The organism is Deltaproteobacteria bacterium (genome assembly GCA_019310525.1).
Lineage (GTDB): Bacteria > Desulfobacterota > DSM-4660 > Desulfatiglandales > HGW-15 > JAFDEE01.
The window spans coordinates 1-19,874 of record JAFDEE010000039.1 but is presented as its reverse complement, the minus strand read 5'-3'; the positions used below and the strand labels follow the sequence as shown (position 1 = coordinate 19,874).

Here is a 19,874-nt window from a genome sequence, read left to right as displayed (position 1 = left end):
CCTCTTATGTTCCCTCTTTAGGGAGAATATATGCCTTTCCAAGCAGGTCGGATCCTTTGGTCACCCGGACCAGACAGGGCTTTCCGTCTCCCTCCGGGCATAATCGGCCCAGTTCCTCCACCTCACCGGGATAGAGCCTGCGTCCATTGATGTTCAAGTGAACATCTCCATCATCGTGGAGGTTGGTCCGGATCTCTTCCAGGCAGATCCGGTCCCGACCCTTCAAACTCACGGTTTCCCCGGGCCTTATGAGACAATGGGAAGTGTTGTTGACCTTGAGAACCATGAAATCCAGCCTTGGAGGAATCAGGGACACCTTCAGCCTACCTATGACTACCTTCCCTTTTGAAACAATGATTTCGTAAATATTACCCTGTTTGTTCAGGGAATAACGCCTCATGAGGTCCCGGGCCGTATCGATGATGTATCCCCGGTCTTCTCCCGTGTTGTTTTTCTTGTCGCCCACGAATCCCTTGAAATTGACATTCACTTCGGGAGAAATGGGAAGCCGGGGAATGACATCCAGGATCTTTATCTTATCCCCTTTGACTACCTCGAGGGTTTCTCCATTTTTCAAGAGAAGCCGCTTCCCCCGGGATTCTATGATAAAGTAATCCACTTTTCTCGGCATCCCTGACTCGGGGCCTCTGGGGCGGGCATCCCGCTTCACGATCTTGATTGGAATCTCGGCGAATTTCTGATTGTCTTTTCTTACAAGGAGGCTGGTATTCCGGAAGATCCCGAAAGCCTTCCTGTAATCGTTTAATCCGCCGTATCCAAGGATATCCAGGCTCAAGCCCCTCTCGTAATTTGACTCGATGTGGGTGACATCGATGATGTCTCCTCTGTGAAGCCGTATGGTCTCCCCCTTTTTGACCACGATGGGGGTCTGTCCATTGATGGAAACCACAAGGTACTTGAGCGCAGGGGGGTCCAGTTTGAGCCCGGGGGACTCGGGAATGATCCCGAAGATTTTCTTAAAGGCGTTGATGACCAGGTTGTGATACCGCACTTTCAGATCTATGGAAGGCAGGAATTTAGAGGTTTCCACGCCGAAGGCTGGAATATGGTGTCTTGTGAGGGCGTAATAGGTGGCGGACCTTCGTTGCTCCCCGTGGGGGCTGTCAGGATCACCTGTTCGGGTATTCATGAAGTGAAATTTATAAAGTTCATTTGAAATGTGAGGATTCACTTCCCGGATCACCCTTTCGGCCATTTCCCGGAGCTTGATCACTTTCCCGGTCCCCGGGACCCGATACTCCGCGCAGTCAGCGATTATGGCCTGTCCGAAGCGCATGGGGTTGCGCCATTTGTTGATGTACTTGGGGTAATAATACCCGGCACCGTCATGAAGATTGAGGAGATAATCGCTTTCACTGATCAACCGCTTCAGGATCGTTACGATTCGGTCCTCCATGCTGGATGAGATCTCTTCGTGGGTGAACTTTCGGTTCATGTCCCCGTTGGGGCCCCTTTGATTGAGAATAATAGAGTAAAAGTTGGCCCGGGGGACCACGATGAGGTTGCCCCTCTCCAGGCTCATATCCGCATAGAGGTCTGCGGAAAGGAAACCCCCCGGTTCGTTGCCCTGGATCCCGCCGATGAGCATGAGGGTCTTCCCGGGTTTTTTACCGTAAATCTTGTAGATGTTTAGTTCATACGCGGTATTGGGGAAATATACGATATGATCACGCTTGCAAAGGGCCCGAGAGGGGAAAAGGAACACCCCTGCGGTGAAAAGGACCGCAAGGACAAGGGATAAGATGAAACGAGATACCTTGGATCTAGGTTGCATTATCGGCCTCGAAGTCCTTCTTCAAAAGGATTTTTCCTTTTTGATCATAGACCAGCACCTGGATGGCGGCCTGGGTTGTCGGGAACCGTGACAGGTTAAATCGGGCTTTCATGGGCTTGAACCTTTGAATGAAAAATGGCTGCCCCTTTTTGTAGTTGGCTGGTATTCCGTCCTTAAGCTTTACCTCCGGGTGGATCGAATAGAGGGGAGGGTCGATTCCCTTGGCGACGGCCAGCACATAAACATAACCTCCCACCGGGGCCTGGCCAGGCCTGAGATTTACCAGTTTGAACTCCACGGTGATTTGGCTGTTTTCCCTTTTTACGGAGACATCCCTGACATCCACCAGCTTTGGGGCTGGTTTCGGGGGGGGTGGAGAGGACGTATCTTTTTTTTGTTCCTTGGGTTCTGCCTTCGGCCTGGAAACGTTTTCCCGGGCCACCTGGACCTTTTCCTTCAAACGCCCCTCGAGATCTCTGGCGTAATCTTCCAGCAGGGCGATGCGCCCCATGGCCCTCTTGAGTTCGCGATCCCGGCGGTTATTGGCCTCCACACATGCGGCCAGGCTTTCGGATTGATCGTCGTACCGGAGGCGCAGATCAAGATAGGCGTTGATAGCGAAAATGGATAAGACAATAAAGGCGATGAAAAACAGGCTGACACATACGAAAAAACGGGAAGAGATTTTGAAGGACCGCACGCCACCCACATCCCGCATGACCATGACTGTGAGACGGCGGGCCTTTCGGTCCTTTTTCTTAGACGAAGGGGTTATCTCTTCAGGGGACGCCATTTCTCTTCCCTTATCTTCCAATGCCCGCCCTTTTTGACAAGCAGGATTTTCTTGATACCGACATCCCGGTATTCGTCGGCACGGTATTCCTGTCGGAAACTCACCCTTGCCCTTCGTTTCGAAAGAAAGGAAATATTCAGCTCGCCAAGCTCCACGCTGAGGGTTCGGTATTTCCTGTTTAACCTTTCTTTATACCGTTTCCATTCCGTAAGGTTCATTCCCCGCGATCTGAATGAGCGGTCATAGCAGGAGATATAGGTTTTCAAGTCTTTGGTTTCCCAAGATTTTTCCCATTTATTAAGGAAGGCGCGGATCTCCTGGACGGGCGAAAGGGCCTTGGTCTTTTTTCGGGCAGCCAGGACGATACCCCGGTCCTTTCCGTAAAAGTGTTCACCGACAATCTTCCACTCTTTGCTGTTTTGTTGGAGGTATAGTTTTTTTACCCCTTCGCTTCGAAGCATTTCGGTTCGGTACCGCTGGTTAAAGGAGGCTACCACAACGCCGTCGCTCTCGATCAGTCGGAGATTCTCGATTTCAACCCGGATCTTCCGATACTTTTTGGCCAATCGGCTCTTGTAAGCCTTCCATGCCTTCCAGTCCTTGTCCCCGGCGTGGAACCATCGGCTGTAATAGGACATATAAGTGGGAATATTTTTTGATTCCCAAGCCTTTCTCCATCCCTCGATGATTTTCTCCAGGGCCGCGGCCTCTTTGGTTACCTCCATGGGATCGGCCAGCTTAATTTCCCGGCTGATGATAACCGGGGTGTCGTAGAGCTTGATAAAAGACGCCAACTCATCAATGCTTTCGTTCCTGAGTGCGATACAGCCGTTCGTGTCCCGGGGTTTCAAAGGTTTGTTTGTTCCATGGAACCATATCCCGTACCCGTCGCGCCCCATCCGCGTGTCGATCGGGTTGGGATAATCGATGGGGAAGGCCCGTATTCCGTAAATGGGCGAAAGCTCCCGGTCTGTGAAGCTTTTAGTGAAAAAGTAGATCCCTTCCGGAGTCCTTCGGTCGTTGGTCCTGGTCTTTGGACCCGGCATCTCCCCGGTGGAACAATCATACACCCTTTTGGGCCTGAAAGGAGAATCTCTATGATAAAGGTATACCTTTTGCCTGGACTTGTCGACCAGGACGGCGTAAGGCGAACCCCCTTCCGGCCATTTCAAAAGGGCCGCGGGCACTTTCCTCCTTCCCTCGCCGGGGGGCATGGAGGCGTCGGCCAGGAAAGGAAGGGGTTGGAGGAGGAGAACGAATGTCAGGAACAGGAAATAACAGTGAAATAAAATTGGCTTTGATCGCAGGAAATTATGCCGTCTTCTCGTCATCCCTTTCATCATCGGTTTCATGTGGTTGTGGTAATGGTCGTGGGCGGCCGCTTACTTGGGGCCATACTCCTTTTGACCGCAGATTTTTCAACATACATCGTCCCTCTGGAATGGGGACGGTTGATCTCGGTTCCCGGAAAGTACTCGGAAACTTCGGCAACCACCCATGGCCCCAAATTTCTTGAAAGGAACCGGGTGGTCAACCAAAGACCCGTTTAAAGATGTCGTCCACGTGCTTGAGATGGTAATCGATGCTGAAAACCTCTTCGATATCCTCTTTGGAAAGGTGCTTCGTGATTTCAGCATCTTCCAGAAGCAGGGATTTGAAATCCCGGCCGGTTTCCCATACCTGCAGGGCATTTTTCTGGATCAGTTCATAGGCCTCCTGCCGTTTGAGGCCCAATGCGGCAAGTTTCATCAGGAGTTGCTGGGAAAAGATGAGACCTTTCAACATCTGGAGATTTTCCTGCATCTTTTCAGGATGAACCACTAGGTTTCGGACGATGCCGGTAAGACGGGTGAGCATGAAATCCACAAGGATGGTGCTGTCAGGGCCAATCACCCTTTCAACGGAAGAATGACTGATATCTCGTTCATGCCAGAGGGCGATATTTTCCATGGCGGCCAGGGAATTGGATCGGACCAGCCGGGCGAGACCAGAGATATTCTCCGATCCTATGGGGTTTTTTTTGTGGGGCATGGCTGAGGAACCCTTCTGTCCTTTTCCAAAGGGCTCTTCGGCCTCCAGGACCTCGGTGCGTTGAAGATGACGGATTTCTACGGCTATTCGTTCCATGGTCCCCGCAAGGATGGCCAAGGCCGCAAAGTACTGGGCATGGCGGTCGCGCTGGAGGATTTGGGTGGATACTTCGGCGGGTTTCAGGCCCAGCTTTAGGCATACTCTGGCCTCGATTTCGGGAGAGACGTTGGCAAAGGTTCCCACCGCGCCGGATATCTTGCCGTAAGCGATGACTTCCAGGGCCTCCTCCAGCCTTTTCTTGTCCCGTTTCAACTCCGTGTACCAGTTGGCGAGCTTCAGGCCGAAGGTGATGGGTTCGGCATGAATACCATGGGACCGACCGATCATAACGGTGTACTTGTGCTCAAGGGCCCTTTCGCGGACCACGGTCATGAATTCCTCAAGATCCCTCAGGATCAGCTGCATGGCCTCCTTGAGGAGTAAGGCGAAACTGGTGTCCAGTACGTCGGAAGAGGTCAGACCCAAGTGGATGAAACGGGAATCCGGGCCGATGGATTCTTCCAGGTTAGTCAGGAAGGCGATTACATCGTGCTTGGTTTCCTCTTCGATTTCCAGTATCCGCTCAACCGAGAAGCTGGCCCGGTTCTTGATATTTTCGAGGGATTCCCTGGGAATCAGGCCTTGCTCGGCCATGGCCTCGCAAGTCGCAATTTCCACTTCGAGCCATTTTGCGAACCGGTTTTCATCCCCCCATATGCGGCCCATCTCAGGGCGTGTATAACGTTTGATCATGCCTGCACCGTTTTTCTTTGGAGATTAATCCGCGCCCATCCATAAATGGCCCCTTCCCCTCAGTTTTTGGATCAGGCGCATATTTTTGTCCTTGAAATACTCTAGCATATTCCTAGGATTAAGGTTTTCACCCTCCCTTAGGCCGGAGGCTTGACCTTGAATAAAACAGCCTGATTATGAATGGGCGCTAACCCGAGATCCCCCGGATTTACCGCCATCTCTCGATTAGATCAAGTACTTTACCAAATCCTGTTTAAAAATCAACGCGATTTAGGTCCCGGCCCTCGGGCCCCCATGGTAGTTGCCGGAAAAGAGTCGGGGCTCCTCGGTGTCAATGGGTGTAAGGGCGATTCCCCCGGTCGCCGCTTTGTTTTTGCGGTTTCTACCCGGAGGTGGTGGGCCTGATTTGCTTTGACAGTGGGGTGGTTTTCTCCTATAGTCACTGAAATCAGCATGTTGCCGTACATGAGCCTGGAGGGGAAAGAATGAGCAGGCCTTTGATTTGGATCGATCTGGAGATGAGCGGCCTGGACCCTGAAAAACAAGTCATCCTTGAAATCGCTTCATTGGTGACCGACGGCGACCTCCACATCCTGGCCCGTGGGCCGAATATCGCCATTCACTACCCGGAGGCTTCCCTCGGCGGCATGGACCCCTGGAGCAAAACCCAGCACGAAGAATCCGGGCTTCTGGACCGGGTACGAGCCTCCTCCTTCACCTGTGAACAGGCTGAGGAGGAAACGCTCAAGTTTCTCTCATCTCATTGCAAGACAGGGGAGTCCCCCCTTTGCGGGAATTCGGTATGGCAGGACCGCAGGTTCTTGATTCGCCATATGCCCAAGTTGGAGTCTTTCCTCCATTACCGAAACATCGATGTCAGTTCCATCAAGGAACTTGTTTCTCGGTGGTATCCCACCCTTCCTCCCTACAAGAAGAATAAAGCCCACCTTGCCATGAGTGACATCCTCGAATCCATCAAGGAGTTGGCGTATTACCGGGAAAAAGTCTTTGTCTCTCTCTCATCTCTCCGGGACACCGAAAAATACGGAACCATTGATCCCACGTAAGGGATCGGAGCAATTGCGGCGTCAGGCTCAAATTTCAATCCTCAAAATACTAAATGTATTCCTGCGGTTGAAATTTTCGCCTTCCTTGACCTTGAACAAAATTGAACGTTTTTCAAAGGTCTCGGATCGGTTGTTGCCGGGGGGAAATAGAGGCGGGGGGACCGTTTCGGATAGTGCAAAGAAGTTTGTTCCGGTGATTAAAAAGGGCTCACAAAAGAATCCTGCCCCCCTTTTAGCAGGCTGTTGAAAAACAACTACTGCGCTCGCTACGTTTTTCAACAGCCTGTCAGGGAATTTTGATTACCAGCCCCAAGTCAGATAATCGTGAATGGAATCAGAGGCGATTCTCCCTGCCCCGGCGGCCAGGATGACCGTTGCCTGACCCGTCACAATATCGCCGCCCGCCCAGACAGCCTTTTTGGTCGTTTTTCCGGTCTTGGGGTCAGCCAGGATATATCCCCATTTGTTTAGTTTCAAATCCGGAGTGGACTGGGTCAAGAGAGGATTTGCCCCGGCCCCGACGGAGATCACGGCCAGGTCGCAGTCCAGGACGAACTCCGAGCCTTCCACAGGCACCGGTCGACGGCGGCCTGAATCGTCCGGTTCCCCGAGTTCCATCTTGAGGCATTCCATCCCTGTCACCCTCCCCTTTTCATCCCCTATGAACCGCGTGGGGGCGGTGAGGAGGAAGAACTCGATCCCTTCTTCTTCAGCGTGGTGTATTTCCGCGGCCCGGGCAGGCATCTCGGCCCTGGATCGCCGGTATACGATGCGCACCTTTTCCGCGCCAAGCCGCATTGCGGTCCTTGCGGAATCCATGGCCACGTTTCCCGCCCCGATGACCACCACGTTTTTTCCATGGGCGATGGGCGTGTCATATTCAGGAAAGAGATATGCCTTCATGAGATTGGACCGGGTGAGATATTCGTTGGCCGAGTAAATACCGATCAGATTTTCGCCAGGGATGTTCAGGAAGCTCGGCAGCCCCGCACCAACGGCCACAAAGATCGCGTCGAACCCTTGGGCGAAGATTTCATCCAGGGTGATGGTCCGGCCGACCACCACGTTACATTCCACCCGGCATCCCAGCCTTTCAAGAAAATGGACCTCTGAGAAAACAATCTCCTTGGGGAGCCTGAATTCGGGGATGCCGTAAGTCAAGACTCCTCCTGGTTTGTGGAAGGCTTCGAATATGGTTACTTCATGACCCTTGAGGATCAAGTCACCCGCAACCGTAAGCCCCGCAGGACCGGAACCCACCACGGCCACTTTTTTCCCGGTGGGGGAGGCCTTGGGGGGCAGCTCTCCCTTGCCGTTGACCCTTTCCCAGTCGGCCACAAAGCGTTCCAGGTTTCCGATGGCAACAGGTTCCCCTTTCTTCCCGAGGATGCATTTGCCTTCACACTGGATTTCCTGGGGGCAGACCCTGCCGCACACCGCAGGAAGGGCGTTTCGTTCCCATATTTTTCGAATAGCCTTGGTGAAATCCCCTTCCTTTATGAACTTGATGAACTCGGGAATGTTCACCGACACGGGACATCCTTCCATACAACTGGGTTTCTTGCATTGCAGGCACCTTTCGGCCTCTTTCATCGCCAATTCCGGGGTATACCCGAGGGGAACTTCCTTGAAATTCCTGCGTCTTACCTCGGGTTCTTGTTCCGGCATGGGTTGCCGGGGGATTTTTTCCTTTTTTTGCGCTTTCTCTGGCATCTTTCTCCTCCCTTGGCCTGGATTTCCTCCACCCTATCGACCATGCACTCGAGCGTCTTTCCTTCACCCCTCCGGGGTCCCCGATTCCAGGGGGGAAATCATACTCAATCTTGAAATCTACCGGCAGGCGGTACCTGTCGAAGGTTTGGGGCCGGGGGTGCAATGGAAAAACAACCGTCTAATCGGCCCGGCATTCGGCCATGAATCTCTCGTAGGCCTGTCGTTCTTCATCCTTATAAGCTTCGAGGCGCTGGGCCAACTCTTCGAAGTCTACTTGATGTCCGTCAAACTCGGGGCCGTCCACGCAAGCGAATTTCGTCTTTCCCCCGATACTGACCCTGCAGCAGCCGCACATTCCCGTTCCATCCACCATGATGGCATTCAAGCTGACAAGGGTCTTGACCTTGTATTCGGCCGTCATCTTGGAAACGAATTTCATCATAGGCACAGGCCCGATGCCGACCACCAGGCCCACCTTGTCCTTTTCGAGCACCTCCTTCAGGACCTCGGTTACAAATCCATGGTGCCCGTAAGAACCATCGTCCGTGCATACATGAAGTTCATGGGAGGCAGCCTTCATCTTGTCTTCCAGAATGAGGAGGTCTTTGCTCCTGGCCCCGATGATGGCGATCACGTGATTTCCGATTTCCTTGAGTCCTCGGGTGATGGGATGGAGAACAGCGATTCCCGTTCCTCCCCCCACGCAAACCACAGTGCCCACCTTCTCCAGGTCCGTGGGTCTGCCTAAAGGGCCGATCACATCTTGAAACTTGTCCCCGGCTTGAAGGGTCTTGAAAAGAGCGGTCGACTTGCCCACCACCTGGTAAATGATCGTGATGGTCCCCTTCTTGGGATCCGTATCCGCCATGGTAAGGGGTATCCGCTCTCCCGTTTCGTTGGCCTTCAGGATGACAAACTGCCCCGGTTTGGCCTTTTGGGCGATCAGGGGCGCGCTGATCTCGTTCATGACCACCGTCCCATCCGCCATTTCCTGTCTCTTAAGAATTTCAAACATCGCCAACCTCCGGCCTGATAAGTTTTCTCCCAAGCGTATATCGCCTACCATATAGGCCTTATGATGTCAAAACAAAATGAGCATCAAAAGTCCTTTTCCAGGAGTATAATCCCCAACTTTGACCAAAATAATATACTTTACAAAAGGATGATTTTGTTTTATAGTACCTTCACAAATTTTTAGTTCTTTGTTGTGCCCTTCAAAAGTGAGGGTTGAATGACCGAAAAAGAGCATCAGATCGTATATTGCCCTGTTTGCAACTTTTCTTACAGGGTCCCCAAGGCCCTTTTGGGCAGGGACCTTCCCTGTAAGCAATGCGGGGCGGTCTTCCCCCTGGCCCCGGTGAAGGGTGCGGATGAGAAAGAACATCCCTGCGAGCCGGCCGAGGCCCAGGGGATCGATTGTAATGACGGTACCCTCCTGATCGGAAAGCTGACGGTTAAATATATGTTCGCCTCCAGGGAACAGGTGATGGAAGTGGTCCTTGAGCAGGCAAAGATGGTGAAGGAGGGGCAATCCGTGCCCCTGGGCCAGCTTCTCCTCCATCGCGGGGTGATTAATGAAAACCAGTTGAATTTTCTCCTCTCTGTTCAGTCCTTGATCCAGACCAGGCAGGCGGACTTGAGATTCGGCCGCCTCGCGGTGGAGAACCAGTTCGCCACCCAGGATGACGTGAATCATGCCCTGGAACAGCAAAAAAGGATCTTCAAGAAAAAAAAGGTTGTGGTCTCCATTGGTGAACTTCTGGTTCGATCCGGTACAATGACCCCGCAACAACGAGATTCAATCCTCAGGCGACAGGAGGCCCTTCACCAGGAACAAGCGGAGGGAGAGTCGGAGGCGGTTGCACCACCCCGGGTATCCAGAGAGGGCCCACCCTTCCGACTGGAGGTCTCCGAAGACAGGCTGACCGCGCTTCTTGTACCCCGGGAGGATGAAGGGCTTCCTCCGATACCTGTGACCCTCGCCGATGTCAAGGCCTTTCTCCGGTCCCACGGGATCGTTCATGGGATTATCGAGGATTTTCTTATCCAGAGATACCTGGAGAGCCAGTTCGGGGAGGGGAAACACCTCCTGGTCGCTCAAGGCACTCCCCCGGAGGAAGCGGGAGAGCGAGGAATAAGATTTTACTTCGACCGACCCCAGCCCGGGGACGACACAAAGGGTTCGGAGGGGCGCCCCGATTTTTCCCGGGTAAAACGTGGAGATGTCCTGGCTGAATACTTCCCGGAGGAGGGGGAGGTGGGGATGGATGTTTTTGGAAATCCTATTCCCCCACCGATGCCTGAAAGTCCTCCTTTCCGGGCGGGACCGGGAGTGAGCCTTTCCAGGGAAGCTCTCAAAGTGATCGCGGAGGTCGATGGGAGGCCGGTCATCCAGGCGGACGGATGTATCTCCGTCCTTCCTCTCCTGGAAATCGACGGGGACGTGGACATCAAGAGGGGGAACATCGAATTCGAGGGGGATATCCGGGTTTCCGGATCGGTACAGAACGGTCTCCAGGTCAAAGGGGTCAAGATTTTCGCGGGAGAAATCCTACGGGCCGAGATTGAATCCCAGGAGGACGTGGTGGTTTCCGGGGGAATTATCGGTACCCGCATGAAGGCCGGAGGGCTGGTGAGTTCCACATTCGTTCGGGATGCTCAGATCGAGGCCGGGGGTGACGTGGTGATCGAAAAGGAGATCATTGACTCCCGGATTGAGACGAGCGGTTCTTTGAGTATCCCTGAGGGCGTGGTTTTCTCTTCCATGATCTCAGCCAAGAAAGGAATCCGGGCCGGCCAGATCGGTTCGGAGAAAACCAAACCCTGCACCCTGATCGTGGGCGAAGACATGAGAATCCGAAAGGCGATCGAGTCTTTAAGGGAGGAATTGGCGGCCAAGGAAGAGAAAATACGGGAAATCAGGCTCCGTCTTGAAAAGATCAAGAAGGAATCCGACAAGGCCCAAGAAGAACTCGGCAACCTGGCCCAGGAACAGGACAGGGATAGAATGACCTTGAAGCAACTCCAGGAAAAGATGCAGGAACCGGAGGCAGCCGGAGACGAAGAGCAGCGCTTACGGATTGAGGCCACTATGAAGGCCCTTCAAGAACGGATAGAGGGGAGGGAAAAGGATCTTGAGGGGCTGTTTGAAGAGCAGGACCGGCTCTCCGGTGAGAAGTCGGACCTTGAAAAGAAGGCCGTACCAGTTGAGGAGGAGATCAGGGGGATTCAGGATAAAATCGCGGAGCTGAACGCCAGGCGCCAGGCAGAGAAAGGGGTTCCGGAAGTTCGGGTCACGGGGAGTATTTTCCGTGATACCACTGTAAAGGGCATCAACGCTTCCCTGACCCTCCCTGACCGACACGAAAATGTACTGATCAAGGAGGTCAAGACCCGGGGGGTGGGGGACAAAATTGAATGGAAAATCCGGCTCACCCGGCCTATCTGATTCGTTTTAATAGAGGGGCACCCCTAAAATATCCGCTCATCGTAACTCTTCTGGATCGTGCGGACCAGTGCCGTCAGGGTGAAATTAACCGGTGTGGGTATCCCCAGGGCCTCACCTTCCCGCACGATCGCCCCGTTGATGAAATCAATTTCCGTGGTTTTTTTATTCAGGATATCTTGCAGCATGCTGGCCACATTTTCGGCCGTGGCCTCGCACACCTCCTTTACCCGGGCTAGGGGGTCCGGGTAAGGGAGGTGAATTCCCTTGGCCCGGGCCACGGCGTCTGCCTCCTCCACTGCTTTTTCCATAATGGCCAGGGTGCCTTCAAACTTGACCAGCCGGCCGTTTTTGAGGCCCGTCAGGGCGGTAAGGGCGTTGATCCCCACGTTGATGATGAGCTTTCCCCAGATAAGGTCCTGGACGTTTTCGATGGAGCGGGACTTGAAGCCGGCGCGGTTGAAAGCGGAAACGATTTCCTCCACCGGGTTCCCTTCTCCACTCCGGGGTCCGATCAGGGTTTCCCCGCGCCCAGCATGGCGAATATGGCCGGGAGCCAGGACCGTCGCTCCCTCGGCCGTAACCCCCCCGAGAACCCTGTCCTTTCCGAAAATTTCCTCCAGGATCTCCACGTTCCCGAGGCCGTTTTGAAGGGTCAGAATCCGGGATTCGGGACCGACACAGGCCCTTACCCCTTCAGCCGCTTTGCGGGTGTCGGTTGACTTTACGCAGATAAGGACGACATCGGGCGAAAAGGAGGGCACTTCGATGAAGGCTTGGACGTGGGCCGTGTATTCGCCGCTGATCCCTTCCACCCGGATCCCTTGCTCGTTGATCCGACGGGCCCGTTCCGGAACCTTTTCCAGCAGCGCCACCTCATACCCGGCTCCCTTGAGCCTCGCGGAAAAGAGACAACCCATAGCACCGGCCCCAACTACGAGAAAATTCATGCTGCTCCTCCCTGAAAGGGCTCCTCAAAGCCCGTTGTCTTGCCGGAAATCCCCCAATTGCCGAAACGACCCGGGTCCCGGCGTCTTCCTTTACTCGATTTTCTTCGCCTCCTCGGGTTGCATGGCGAAGGTGTGTTCGGGGCCCGGGAAACTCCCCTCCTCCACTTCGGCCTTAAACTTTGCCAGGGCTTCCCTGATCTTAGGGGCGAGGTTGATATACTGCTTCACGAACTTGGGGGTGAAGCGTTCAAAGAGTCCCACAAGATCATGGTACACCAGGACCTGCCCATCACAGTCCTTTCCGGCCCCGATCCCGATGGTGGGAATGCGGAGTTTCCGGGTGATTTTGGAGGCCAGGAGATCCGGGATGCATTCCATCACGATCATGAAGGCCCCTGCCTCTTCGAGGTCTTCGGCCGATTGGACCAGCGCCTTGGCGCTCTCCGCGTCCTTTCCCTGGACCTTGAAGCCGCTGAGCATGGTGGCCGTTTGGGGGGTCAAACCGATATGGGCGCAGACCGGAATGCCTGCGCGTACAATGGCCTGGACCACGGGTGCCATCTCGCTTCCACCCTCAAGCTTGACGCAATCGCAGGCCGCCTCCTTGATAAACCGGCCGGCGTTCTCGATGGCTTTTTCCACGCTGGCATGATAGGACATAAAGGGCATGTCACCCACCACGAAAGCCCCCTTTACGGCCCGGGTGACCGCCTTGCAGTGGTGAATCATCTCATCCATGGTCACGGGGACGGTGGATTCATAACCCAACACGACCATCCCCAGTGAGTCTCCAACGAGAATGGTGTCGATGCCGGCCTCGTCCACGAGGGCTGCAGTGGGGTAATCGTAGGCCGTCATCATGGTGATTTTTTGTCCCGAGACCTTTTTTTGGTGCAATTCCGCGATGGTCACTTTTTTTCTGTCCATTTTCTCCTCCTTCCCCTCCGGTGGGGAAAAACAAAAAGAGGCACCCCGAACTCCTCGGAGCACCTCCAATGGGGCGATATCGATCCGGTATCCATTCCGGAGTTGTATCCCCTCCCAGTTGGACTCAAGCAAAGCCTCCTGCCGTTCCGCGAACTTCGCATTCCATCGAAGAAAAACCGGAAGCCGGTTGTTCGCGGACGGATTATGGATGTCGTCTATCCTATTTGAAAAAGGGTGTCAATGAAAACCTTCGAGTGGGGAATGAGAGAAACATGCTGCTTGACAGCCCCCCCAATTAAAAAGTAATTTCTGAAAAACCCATAGCTCCCGGAGTCATGGATGAAAAAGATCCCGTTCTTTCTGACCATTTTTTTCCTGGAGGTTTTGTTCTTCTCCTGCCTTTTTTCCCGCGCTTCGGCCGATCCCGGGACTCCTCTTGGCGCCGGTGAAGGTGACAGATGGGCCTTTTGCATTGGCATCAGCAATTACGAGGATCCCCGAATCGTTGATTCACCGGGGAGTGGTGGCGATGCCCGGGGAATTGCCGAGGTCCTTCGGGAAAAGGGAGGATTTCGGAAGGTGTTTCTTTTGAGCGATGAATTGGACCGCCGGGATCCCCTCTTCCCTTCCCGCAAGAATATTCTCGCCCTCTTCCGACGTTACAGGGAGATCATCAAGCCCCGGGACCTCGTCCTGTTTTTTTTCTCTGGACAGGGAATCATGAGCCCTTCAGGCGGGTCCTTCCTGGCCCTCCAGGATACAAGACTCGCCCGGCTTCGGACCACCGCTTTGCCCATGCAGGAGGTGTTGGATTTCTTCAAGAAGACGGGGGTTAAGAGGAGTCTGCTCATGCTGGACGCTTCCAGGGAGGAAATCACCGTTCAAGGATATCGGGACTTTAGGGGGCTTTATCCTGACAGATATTTCAAACGGGGGGTGACGGCCCTTTTCTACGGAGCGAGGAAAGGGTTCTTTTCCCATACGGACCCGGATACGGGACACGGTGTTTTCGCTACCTTTTTAATGAGGGGGCTGAAAGGAGAGGCGGATATGACTTCTGCCGGCAACGGGGACGGGATCGTTTCCCTGGCTGAACTCTCCGCCTTTGTGAAGGAAGGCATGGGCATGTGGTCAGTTGAGAATCCGGAGAAACAGGCTCCATATATCAAGATCCTGGCCGGAGGGATGATGGAGATGCCTCTGGTGCAAACGGCGGCCCGGGGGGGAGAGGGGGAAGCCGTGCCTGCCGTGGCCTCTGCAGTTCAGGTTGAAACTGCGGAAAAAATGCCTGTTGGATCAGAGAGAAAGGAGGAGGCGGTGACCCCTCCTGGTCAGAAAGAGGCCCGTGCAAAAGAGACCGTAACACCCAAGGTGGAAGTTGACCGTGAGGAGAGCCTTGCCCTTTCCGCCAAGGGAGGACAAGAAGAAATCATGATATCGGCCCCCGCCCCGAGCGTAAAAGAAATGATGGCCGAAAAGGAGACCAAGGGCCCGGGTGACAAGATCCCGGCACTTACAACCCGAGAACCCGCCGAAGAGGAGCCTGAGAAAAAAGTCGCACCACCTCCCACTATCGCAGCAATCCCTGAAGGGCCCGAAATCTCATTTCCGGAGGAAAGCGTAAAGGAGAGGGAGGAGATAACTCCCGCCCCTCCCGAGCCCGGAAAGGAAGGGACCGAGGAGGAAGCCCTTTCACCGGAGGTTGCACCGGCACCCCAGGAAGTCGAGACCCCTGGACCGAAGGTGACCGAAGAGCCGGAAAAGGAGACCCCCAAACAGACGCCCCCTCCCACGGTTGAAGAAGCACCCCCACCGGAGAAGGAAGCCTTGGAGGTCGCCTCCCTTCCTCCTCCAAAACCCTTAAAACCCATAGTCCTGAGGGACAGGCCCAAGAGCCTTTCCCCTATGAACGTCAGGGAAATGCTCGAGAAACTCCATTTCTATTCAACCTGCTGGAATTACAACGGGGATTTCTGTAACCCGGAAGGGGACTTTGACAATGCCTTTGTGGACAACGGGGACGGCACTGTGACCGATAAGGCCACCGGGCTCATGTGGCAAAAGAGTGGGTCGCCTGACCCCATGACCTGGGAAGAGGCCCGGGCCTATGCGGAGGCTGCCAACAGGGAGGCCTTTGCGGGATATACCGACTGGCGACTTCCGACCCTTGAGGAGCTCTTGTCCCTGATGGAAAGATCCTGGCGGAACAGCGACCTTTTCATCGATCCCATCTTCGACAAGGCCCAGCGATATATCTGGAGCGCCGATACCAGGGATTTGAACACGGCCTGGAAGGCAAATTATCACATGGGTTTTGTCATTTTCTTCCCGAAGTCCTCCATGAATTCCGTCCGCCTGGTTCGCTCCCTGAGATAGGGGGGCTAAACATACCCGACCGGCGGAAAAACGGGGATTCATGCCCCAGTCTTTTTCTGGGGGTGTTTTGTTCTTGGCTTATTGGTACTCCTTTGATCCGCAAAGCCTTCAGAATCGATTATCCTATCTCCATGAAACCCTTGAAAGCCTCATTTCGCCTGATTTCCGCGCCTGCCCTGTTACACCCAGAAGATGAATTTTGTTTGGAAACGGAACGGAATCGCGTAAAATAACTTATGAATCCCGGAAAAAGAGACAATGGCCATGGTTTTTTTGAAAAAAAAGAAATCAAGTCTTCTTCTCTTAAAAGACATCCTCCGCAACCTTGTTCTCATATCCGCGGGAAGCTCCCTTTGCGCATTGGCCCTGAACGGCATATTGATACCCCACAAGTTTGTGAGCGCCGGGTTCTCAGGCCTGGTACTCATTATTCACTATTTTCTCCCTTTTCTTCCCTTGGGTCTTCTCTACTTCATCATAAACGTACCCGTGTTTTTCCTTGGATGGAAATACGTCGGGAAGCGGTTTTTCCTGTACAGCATCCTGGGGATGGTCATGTTTTCTCTTGCCCTTCAGTTCGTACAGGTCTCCATCCCCCTTCAGGACAAGGTCCTCAGCGCCCTTTTTGCAGGGATCCTTACAGGAACCGGGGCCGGGATTATTCTCAGGTCCGCCGGGTCTTCCGGTGGACTGGATATTCTGGCTGTCATCATGCTCTCCCGTTTCTCCATAAGGCTGGGCAGCACCAATCTCGCCTTTAATGCTTGCCTGCTGTTCTTTACCGGCGTGATCTTCTCCCTTGAAAGCGCTCTTTATACCCTGATCTTCATCTACGTGACCTCTTATATGCTCAACCTGGTGGTTACGGGATTGAGCCAGCGGAAGGCGGTCTTCATCATTTCCCCCTACTGGAAGGAGATAGGAGAGGGTATCATGAGCGAGATCGACCGGGGCTATACCGTTCTCAGGGGTGAAGGCGGTTTCACTGGAAAGGAAGAACATATTCTGTATACGGTGGTGGCCTTCAAGGAACTGCCCCGCCTGAAGGCCCTGATCCGGCGCCGGGATCCCGATGCCTTCATGGTTGCGCATGACACCCTGGAGGTCATGGGCCGCCGGATCGGTAACCAGCCCCACTGGTGATTGGATTTCCGGAGAAGGGTAAGGTGATGGTCGAAAATCGGCAAAAATCTGAGTGGTTCACTCTATTGTCTATTGTTTTGATCCAACAGGAGAAATACCATGCAAAAGAGTCTTCTTGTCACCATCAGTGAAGATCCGAGATCTCTTAACAGCATTCAATGTATCGCGCAGCTTTTTCCCCAAAAGAAGGACGTGAAATTGACCCTTTTTTACGTAACACCGAAGCCTCCTTCCGTCCTTCAGGGGGAAGGGGTCCGCGAAAGCCTCAGGGCAGCCAAGGTCCAGGAAAGACAGTGGTCCGAAACGGGTAAAGGGGCACTTGAGGCAGCCAGAGAAGAGGCATTGGCCCTGGGTTTTACGGAAGAAGGGCTGGAAATGAAACTCAAAAAGGGTATGGTTTCCAAAGTGACGGATATCGTTCATGAAGGGGAAAGGGGCCAATATGACGCCGTTGCCCTGGGCCCCCGGGGGCTTTCCTGGTTCGAAGGGGTTTTCGGCCAAAGCGTCAGCAGGGACCTCTTGCAAAAAAAGATGTCCTTTCCCCTTTGGATTTGCCGGGGGGGAGGAAAGGGACGAAAGAACATCCTCCTCTGTCTGGACGGCTCCGAACTGGCCTACCGGGCTGCCGACCATGTGGGATTCATACTGGCGGATCAGCTTCATCACAGGGTCACCCTGTTGCAGGTGGAAAAAACGAGAAAGGCACAGAAAGAGGAGGAATCCATTTTTCAAAGGGCTGAAGAACTCCTCAAGGAGAATGGATTTCCCCCTGATCAAACGGATCGTAAGGTTTTAGAAGAGACCAATATAGCCAAGGCCATCATGAAAGAGAGCGAGGAAGGGAAATACGCCGCTGTGGCCGTGGGCAGGGCCGGGCTGGGAAGAGGAATGATGGACATGCTTTTTTACGGGTCGGTTTGCGATCGGTTGTTCAATGAACTCAAGGAACCGGCCCTTTGGATCTCCCACTAGCCCCGGCGCCTGGACCTAAAGGGTGGGCTGAGGGAGGGCATGCCTTTCCTCAAAGGAATAAGCTTACAAAAAAAGCCCGGAATGGATGAGAGATGGAGCTTGTGAGTGGCATGAAAAGAGAAAGAAAGGTTCCTCGACGTTTTGTGTGGATTTGATTATAGAAGGATCAAATCCACATGAAACGTCGAAGAGCCGAGGACCAGTATCCCGGTGCCCATGACGGATGCGAACCACGCCGGTGAAAAATTTCTTGTAAAATCTTCTTCTGACATGATGTCCTTTTTCCTTCCAAGCCCGAGGCAAAGAAGGTTTCATATGGGTAGGTGAAACCACGCAAACACCCCGATCATCTTGAGCCCCATGTAAAACATCACCGCGATAAAGATGTACTTGAGCTGCTTGGCCGGAAGAAGGTGTGCGGTTTTCGCCCCAACGATGGCCATAGGAATGCTGCAACCGGCCAGCAGTATCCACTGAAGCCAGTTCAGGTACCCCGTTGAGTAAGGCGGGAGGCCCTGAACCCCTAATCCATTGATCAGGAAGGAAAGTGATCCGCCGACGGCCGTGAAGATCATCAGGGCCGTAGAGGTGCCCACGGCCTGGTGCATCTTGAACCTCAAAAAATAGACCATGATAGGGATCATGAGCACGCCACCGCCGATACCTATGATGCCGGAAACAATACCCAGGGGGATTCCCCAGAGGATAAAGGCGGCCAGACTGTCGGATGGTTCCTCCGTGATTTGCGGCGGCCTGGCCGTGAGCATCCGAAGCGCGCCTAAGACCACAGCTATTCCGAAAGCAATATTTAAGATTTTCCCTGGCAAGTGTGCAGCGATGAAGCCCCCGAAAAATGCACCGATAGCTCCGGTAATTCCCAGGGTGATACCCGCCTTCCAGACGACAGCTCCTTTTTTATGGTGGGTCATGGCCCCGCTAAAGGCCGTGGGAAGAACCACCAGCAAATTTGTTCCGAAAGCAATCCGGATGGCAATGGTAGGATCTACGCCAATCGATTTCAGGACCCAGAATTGCACCGGGATCATGATGAAACATCCTCCGACACCCAAAAGCCCTGAAGCAAAACCAACGCCCAGACCCGTAATCAGTAATGCAATAATTTGAGCAACATGCATCTCCATTTTTGTTTCCTCCCGTTTCGATTCTTCAGATTTACAGGTAAATCCTGCGAATTATGTCCTGCATGGGTTCGCCCTTCGAAGATCATGGAGCCGTTTCACAACCTCAGTGATCTCCGGGGTTTCATCCAGCCAGTGTTTGAGGTTGCCCAACATCGCGGCTGCATAGGGGCTGCCGCTCCCATGATCCAGCCGATAGTAGACCCACAGGCCCTTTTTTCTGGAATTCAAAAGGTCTGCCTCCTCCAGAATTTTAAGATGCTTGGAAGCCGTGGGCTGGGAAATCCCCAGAGCCTTCTGAATCTCACAGACACACAGCTCGCCATGCTGAAGTATCTTGACGATCTTGATCCGAAATAATGTACTCATAGGCCGCACGTTCAGCCCTTCTCATAAAAAAATCTCTTGCCTTTCGGCTCCGTGAAAGCAATACGCCCGCCTGGGATGCCATAGAAGCCAGCATATGGTTAAATGTATCCAGCTGTTCCATTTCTATCCGCCTCCCTCATTTTTCGTTTACAGTCCCCGGATAAGACTCACGATGTCATATTGGCCTGTTTTTTGTCTTCACTGGCGTTTTTGACCCAAATTCCATGGCAAGGTCTTTACTAGCCGGGATCCTCTTTCCCCAATCTTTCAAGAGTCGCTGGACAATCTCCCTTGCCACACCTTTCTGGTTGTCCACCACCGTGATCCCCTTCCTGGTCAGCCAGTCCTTATGATGATTTTGA

General features: G+C 53.5%; 15 protein-coding genes. 5 read left to right on the top strand and 10 right to left on the bottom strand.

Annotated elements, in window-relative coordinates; all coding sequences use genetic code 11:
• Window positions 1-4 precede the first annotated feature (4 nt).
• The 4 genes from JRF57_09135 to JRF57_09120 form a co-directional block, all read right to left on the bottom strand.
• Entirely contained in the window at window positions 5-1,795 is a 1,791-nt protein-coding gene (locus JRF57_09135; protein ID MBW2303862.1) for a hypothetical protein, read from the bottom strand.
• Window positions 1,785-2,588 (bottom strand): hypothetical protein, encoded by an 804-nt coding sequence (locus tag JRF57_09130; GenBank protein MBW2303861.1) that lies wholly within the window; start codon window positions 2,586-2,588, stop codon window positions 1,785-1,787. The genes JRF57_09135 and JRF57_09130 overlap by 11 nt, the downstream gene beginning before the upstream one ends.
• Window positions 2,567-3,775, bottom strand: coding sequence for a L,D-transpeptidase (locus JRF57_09125; protein MBW2303860.1), 1,209 nt, complete (start codon window positions 3,773-3,775; stop codon window positions 2,567-2,569). The genes JRF57_09130 and JRF57_09125 overlap by 22 nt, the downstream gene beginning before the upstream one ends.
• A gap of 343 nt (window positions 3,776-4,118) precedes the next feature.
• Window positions 4,119-5,411, bottom strand: coding sequence for an adenylosuccinate lyase (locus JRF57_09120; GenBank protein MBW2303859.1), 1,293 nt, complete (start codon window positions 5,409-5,411; stop codon window positions 4,119-4,121).
• 485 nt (window positions 5,412-5,896) lie between these two features.
• Between JRF57_09120 and orn the strand changes: the two genes are divergently transcribed.
• Window positions 5,897-6,478 (top strand): oligoribonuclease, encoded by a 582-nt coding sequence (orn, locus tag JRF57_09115; GenBank protein MBW2303858.1) that lies wholly within the window; start codon window positions 5,897-5,899, stop codon window positions 6,476-6,478.
• A gap of 300 nt (window positions 6,479-6,778) precedes the next feature.
• On the opposite strand, the gene gltA is transcribed toward orn, so the two are convergent.
• The gene (gene gltA / locus JRF57_09110; GenBank protein ID MBW2303857.1) at window positions 6,779-8,191 is read right to left on the bottom strand and encodes an NADPH-dependent glutamate synthase; all 1,413 of its coding nucleotides are present in this window, start codon (window positions 8,189-8,191) and stop codon (window positions 6,779-6,781) included.
• Window positions 8,192-8,369: 178 nt separating this feature from the next.
• A complete protein-coding gene (locus JRF57_09105) occupies window positions 8,370-9,206 on the bottom strand; it encodes a sulfide/dihydroorotate dehydrogenase-like FAD/NAD-binding protein (GenBank protein MBW2303856.1) in 837 nt (278 codons plus the stop codon).
• Window positions 9,207-9,422: 216 nt separating this feature from the next.
• On the opposite strand from JRF57_09105, the gene JRF57_09100 reads away from it, so the two are divergent.
• Window positions 9,423-11,639: a DUF342 domain-containing protein gene (locus JRF57_09100; protein ID MBW2303855.1), complete on the top strand. Its 2,217-nt coding sequence runs from the start codon at window positions 9,423-9,425 to the stop codon at window positions 11,637-11,639.
• A gap of 23 nt (window positions 11,640-11,662) precedes the next feature.
• On the opposite strand, the gene JRF57_09095 is transcribed toward JRF57_09100, so the two are convergent.
• Together JRF57_09095 and panB are read right to left on the bottom strand one after the other, a co-directional pair.
• Window positions 11,663-12,586: a 2-dehydropantoate 2-reductase gene (locus tag JRF57_09095; GenBank protein MBW2303854.1), complete on the bottom strand. Its 924-nt coding sequence runs from the start codon at window positions 12,584-12,586 to the stop codon at window positions 11,663-11,665.
• A gap of 90 nt (window positions 12,587-12,676) precedes the next feature.
• Window positions 12,677-13,513, bottom strand: a complete 837-nt coding sequence (gene panB / locus JRF57_09090) for a 3-methyl-2-oxobutanoate hydroxymethyltransferase (GenBank protein ID MBW2303853.1) — start codon at window positions 13,511-13,513, stop codon at window positions 12,677-12,679.
• Window positions 13,514-13,852: 339 nt separating this feature from the next.
• Between panB and JRF57_09085 the strand changes: the two genes are divergently transcribed.
• The 3 genes from JRF57_09085 (at window position 13,853) to JRF57_09075 (ending at window position 18,004) form a co-directional block, all read left to right on the top strand.
• Window positions 13,853-15,889 carry a DUF1566 domain-containing protein gene (locus JRF57_09085; GenBank protein ID MBW2303852.1) on the top strand — a complete coding sequence of 679 codons (2,037 nt, stop codon included), beginning with the start codon at window positions 13,853-13,855 and terminating at the stop codon, window positions 15,887-15,889.
• Window positions 15,890-16,153: 264 nt separating this feature from the next.
• Complete coding sequence (locus JRF57_09080; protein MBW2303851.1) at window positions 16,154-17,032, top strand: YitT family protein; 879 nt, start codon at window positions 16,154-16,156, stop codon at window positions 17,030-17,032.
• A 99-nt stretch (window positions 17,033-17,131) separates the two neighbouring features.
• On the top strand, window positions 17,132-18,004 hold the full coding sequence (locus JRF57_09075; protein MBW2303850.1) for a universal stress protein: 873 nt from the start codon (window positions 17,132-17,134) through the stop codon (window positions 18,002-18,004).
• A gap of 311 nt (window positions 18,005-18,315) precedes the next feature.
• Here the strand turns inward: JRF57_09075 and JRF57_09070 are convergent, their stop codons facing one another.
• Together JRF57_09070 and JRF57_09065 are read right to left on the bottom strand one after the other, a co-directional pair.
• Complete coding sequence (locus JRF57_09070; protein ID MBW2303849.1) at window positions 18,316-19,146, bottom strand: sulfite exporter TauE/SafE family protein; 831 nt, start codon at window positions 19,144-19,146, stop codon at window positions 18,316-18,318.
• Window positions 19,147-19,197: 51 nt separating this feature from the next.
• Window positions 19,198-19,512, bottom strand: a complete 315-nt coding sequence (locus JRF57_09065) for a helix-turn-helix transcriptional regulator (GenBank protein MBW2303848.1) — start codon at window positions 19,510-19,512, stop codon at window positions 19,198-19,200.
• Window positions 19,513-19,874: the final 362 nt, after the last annotated feature.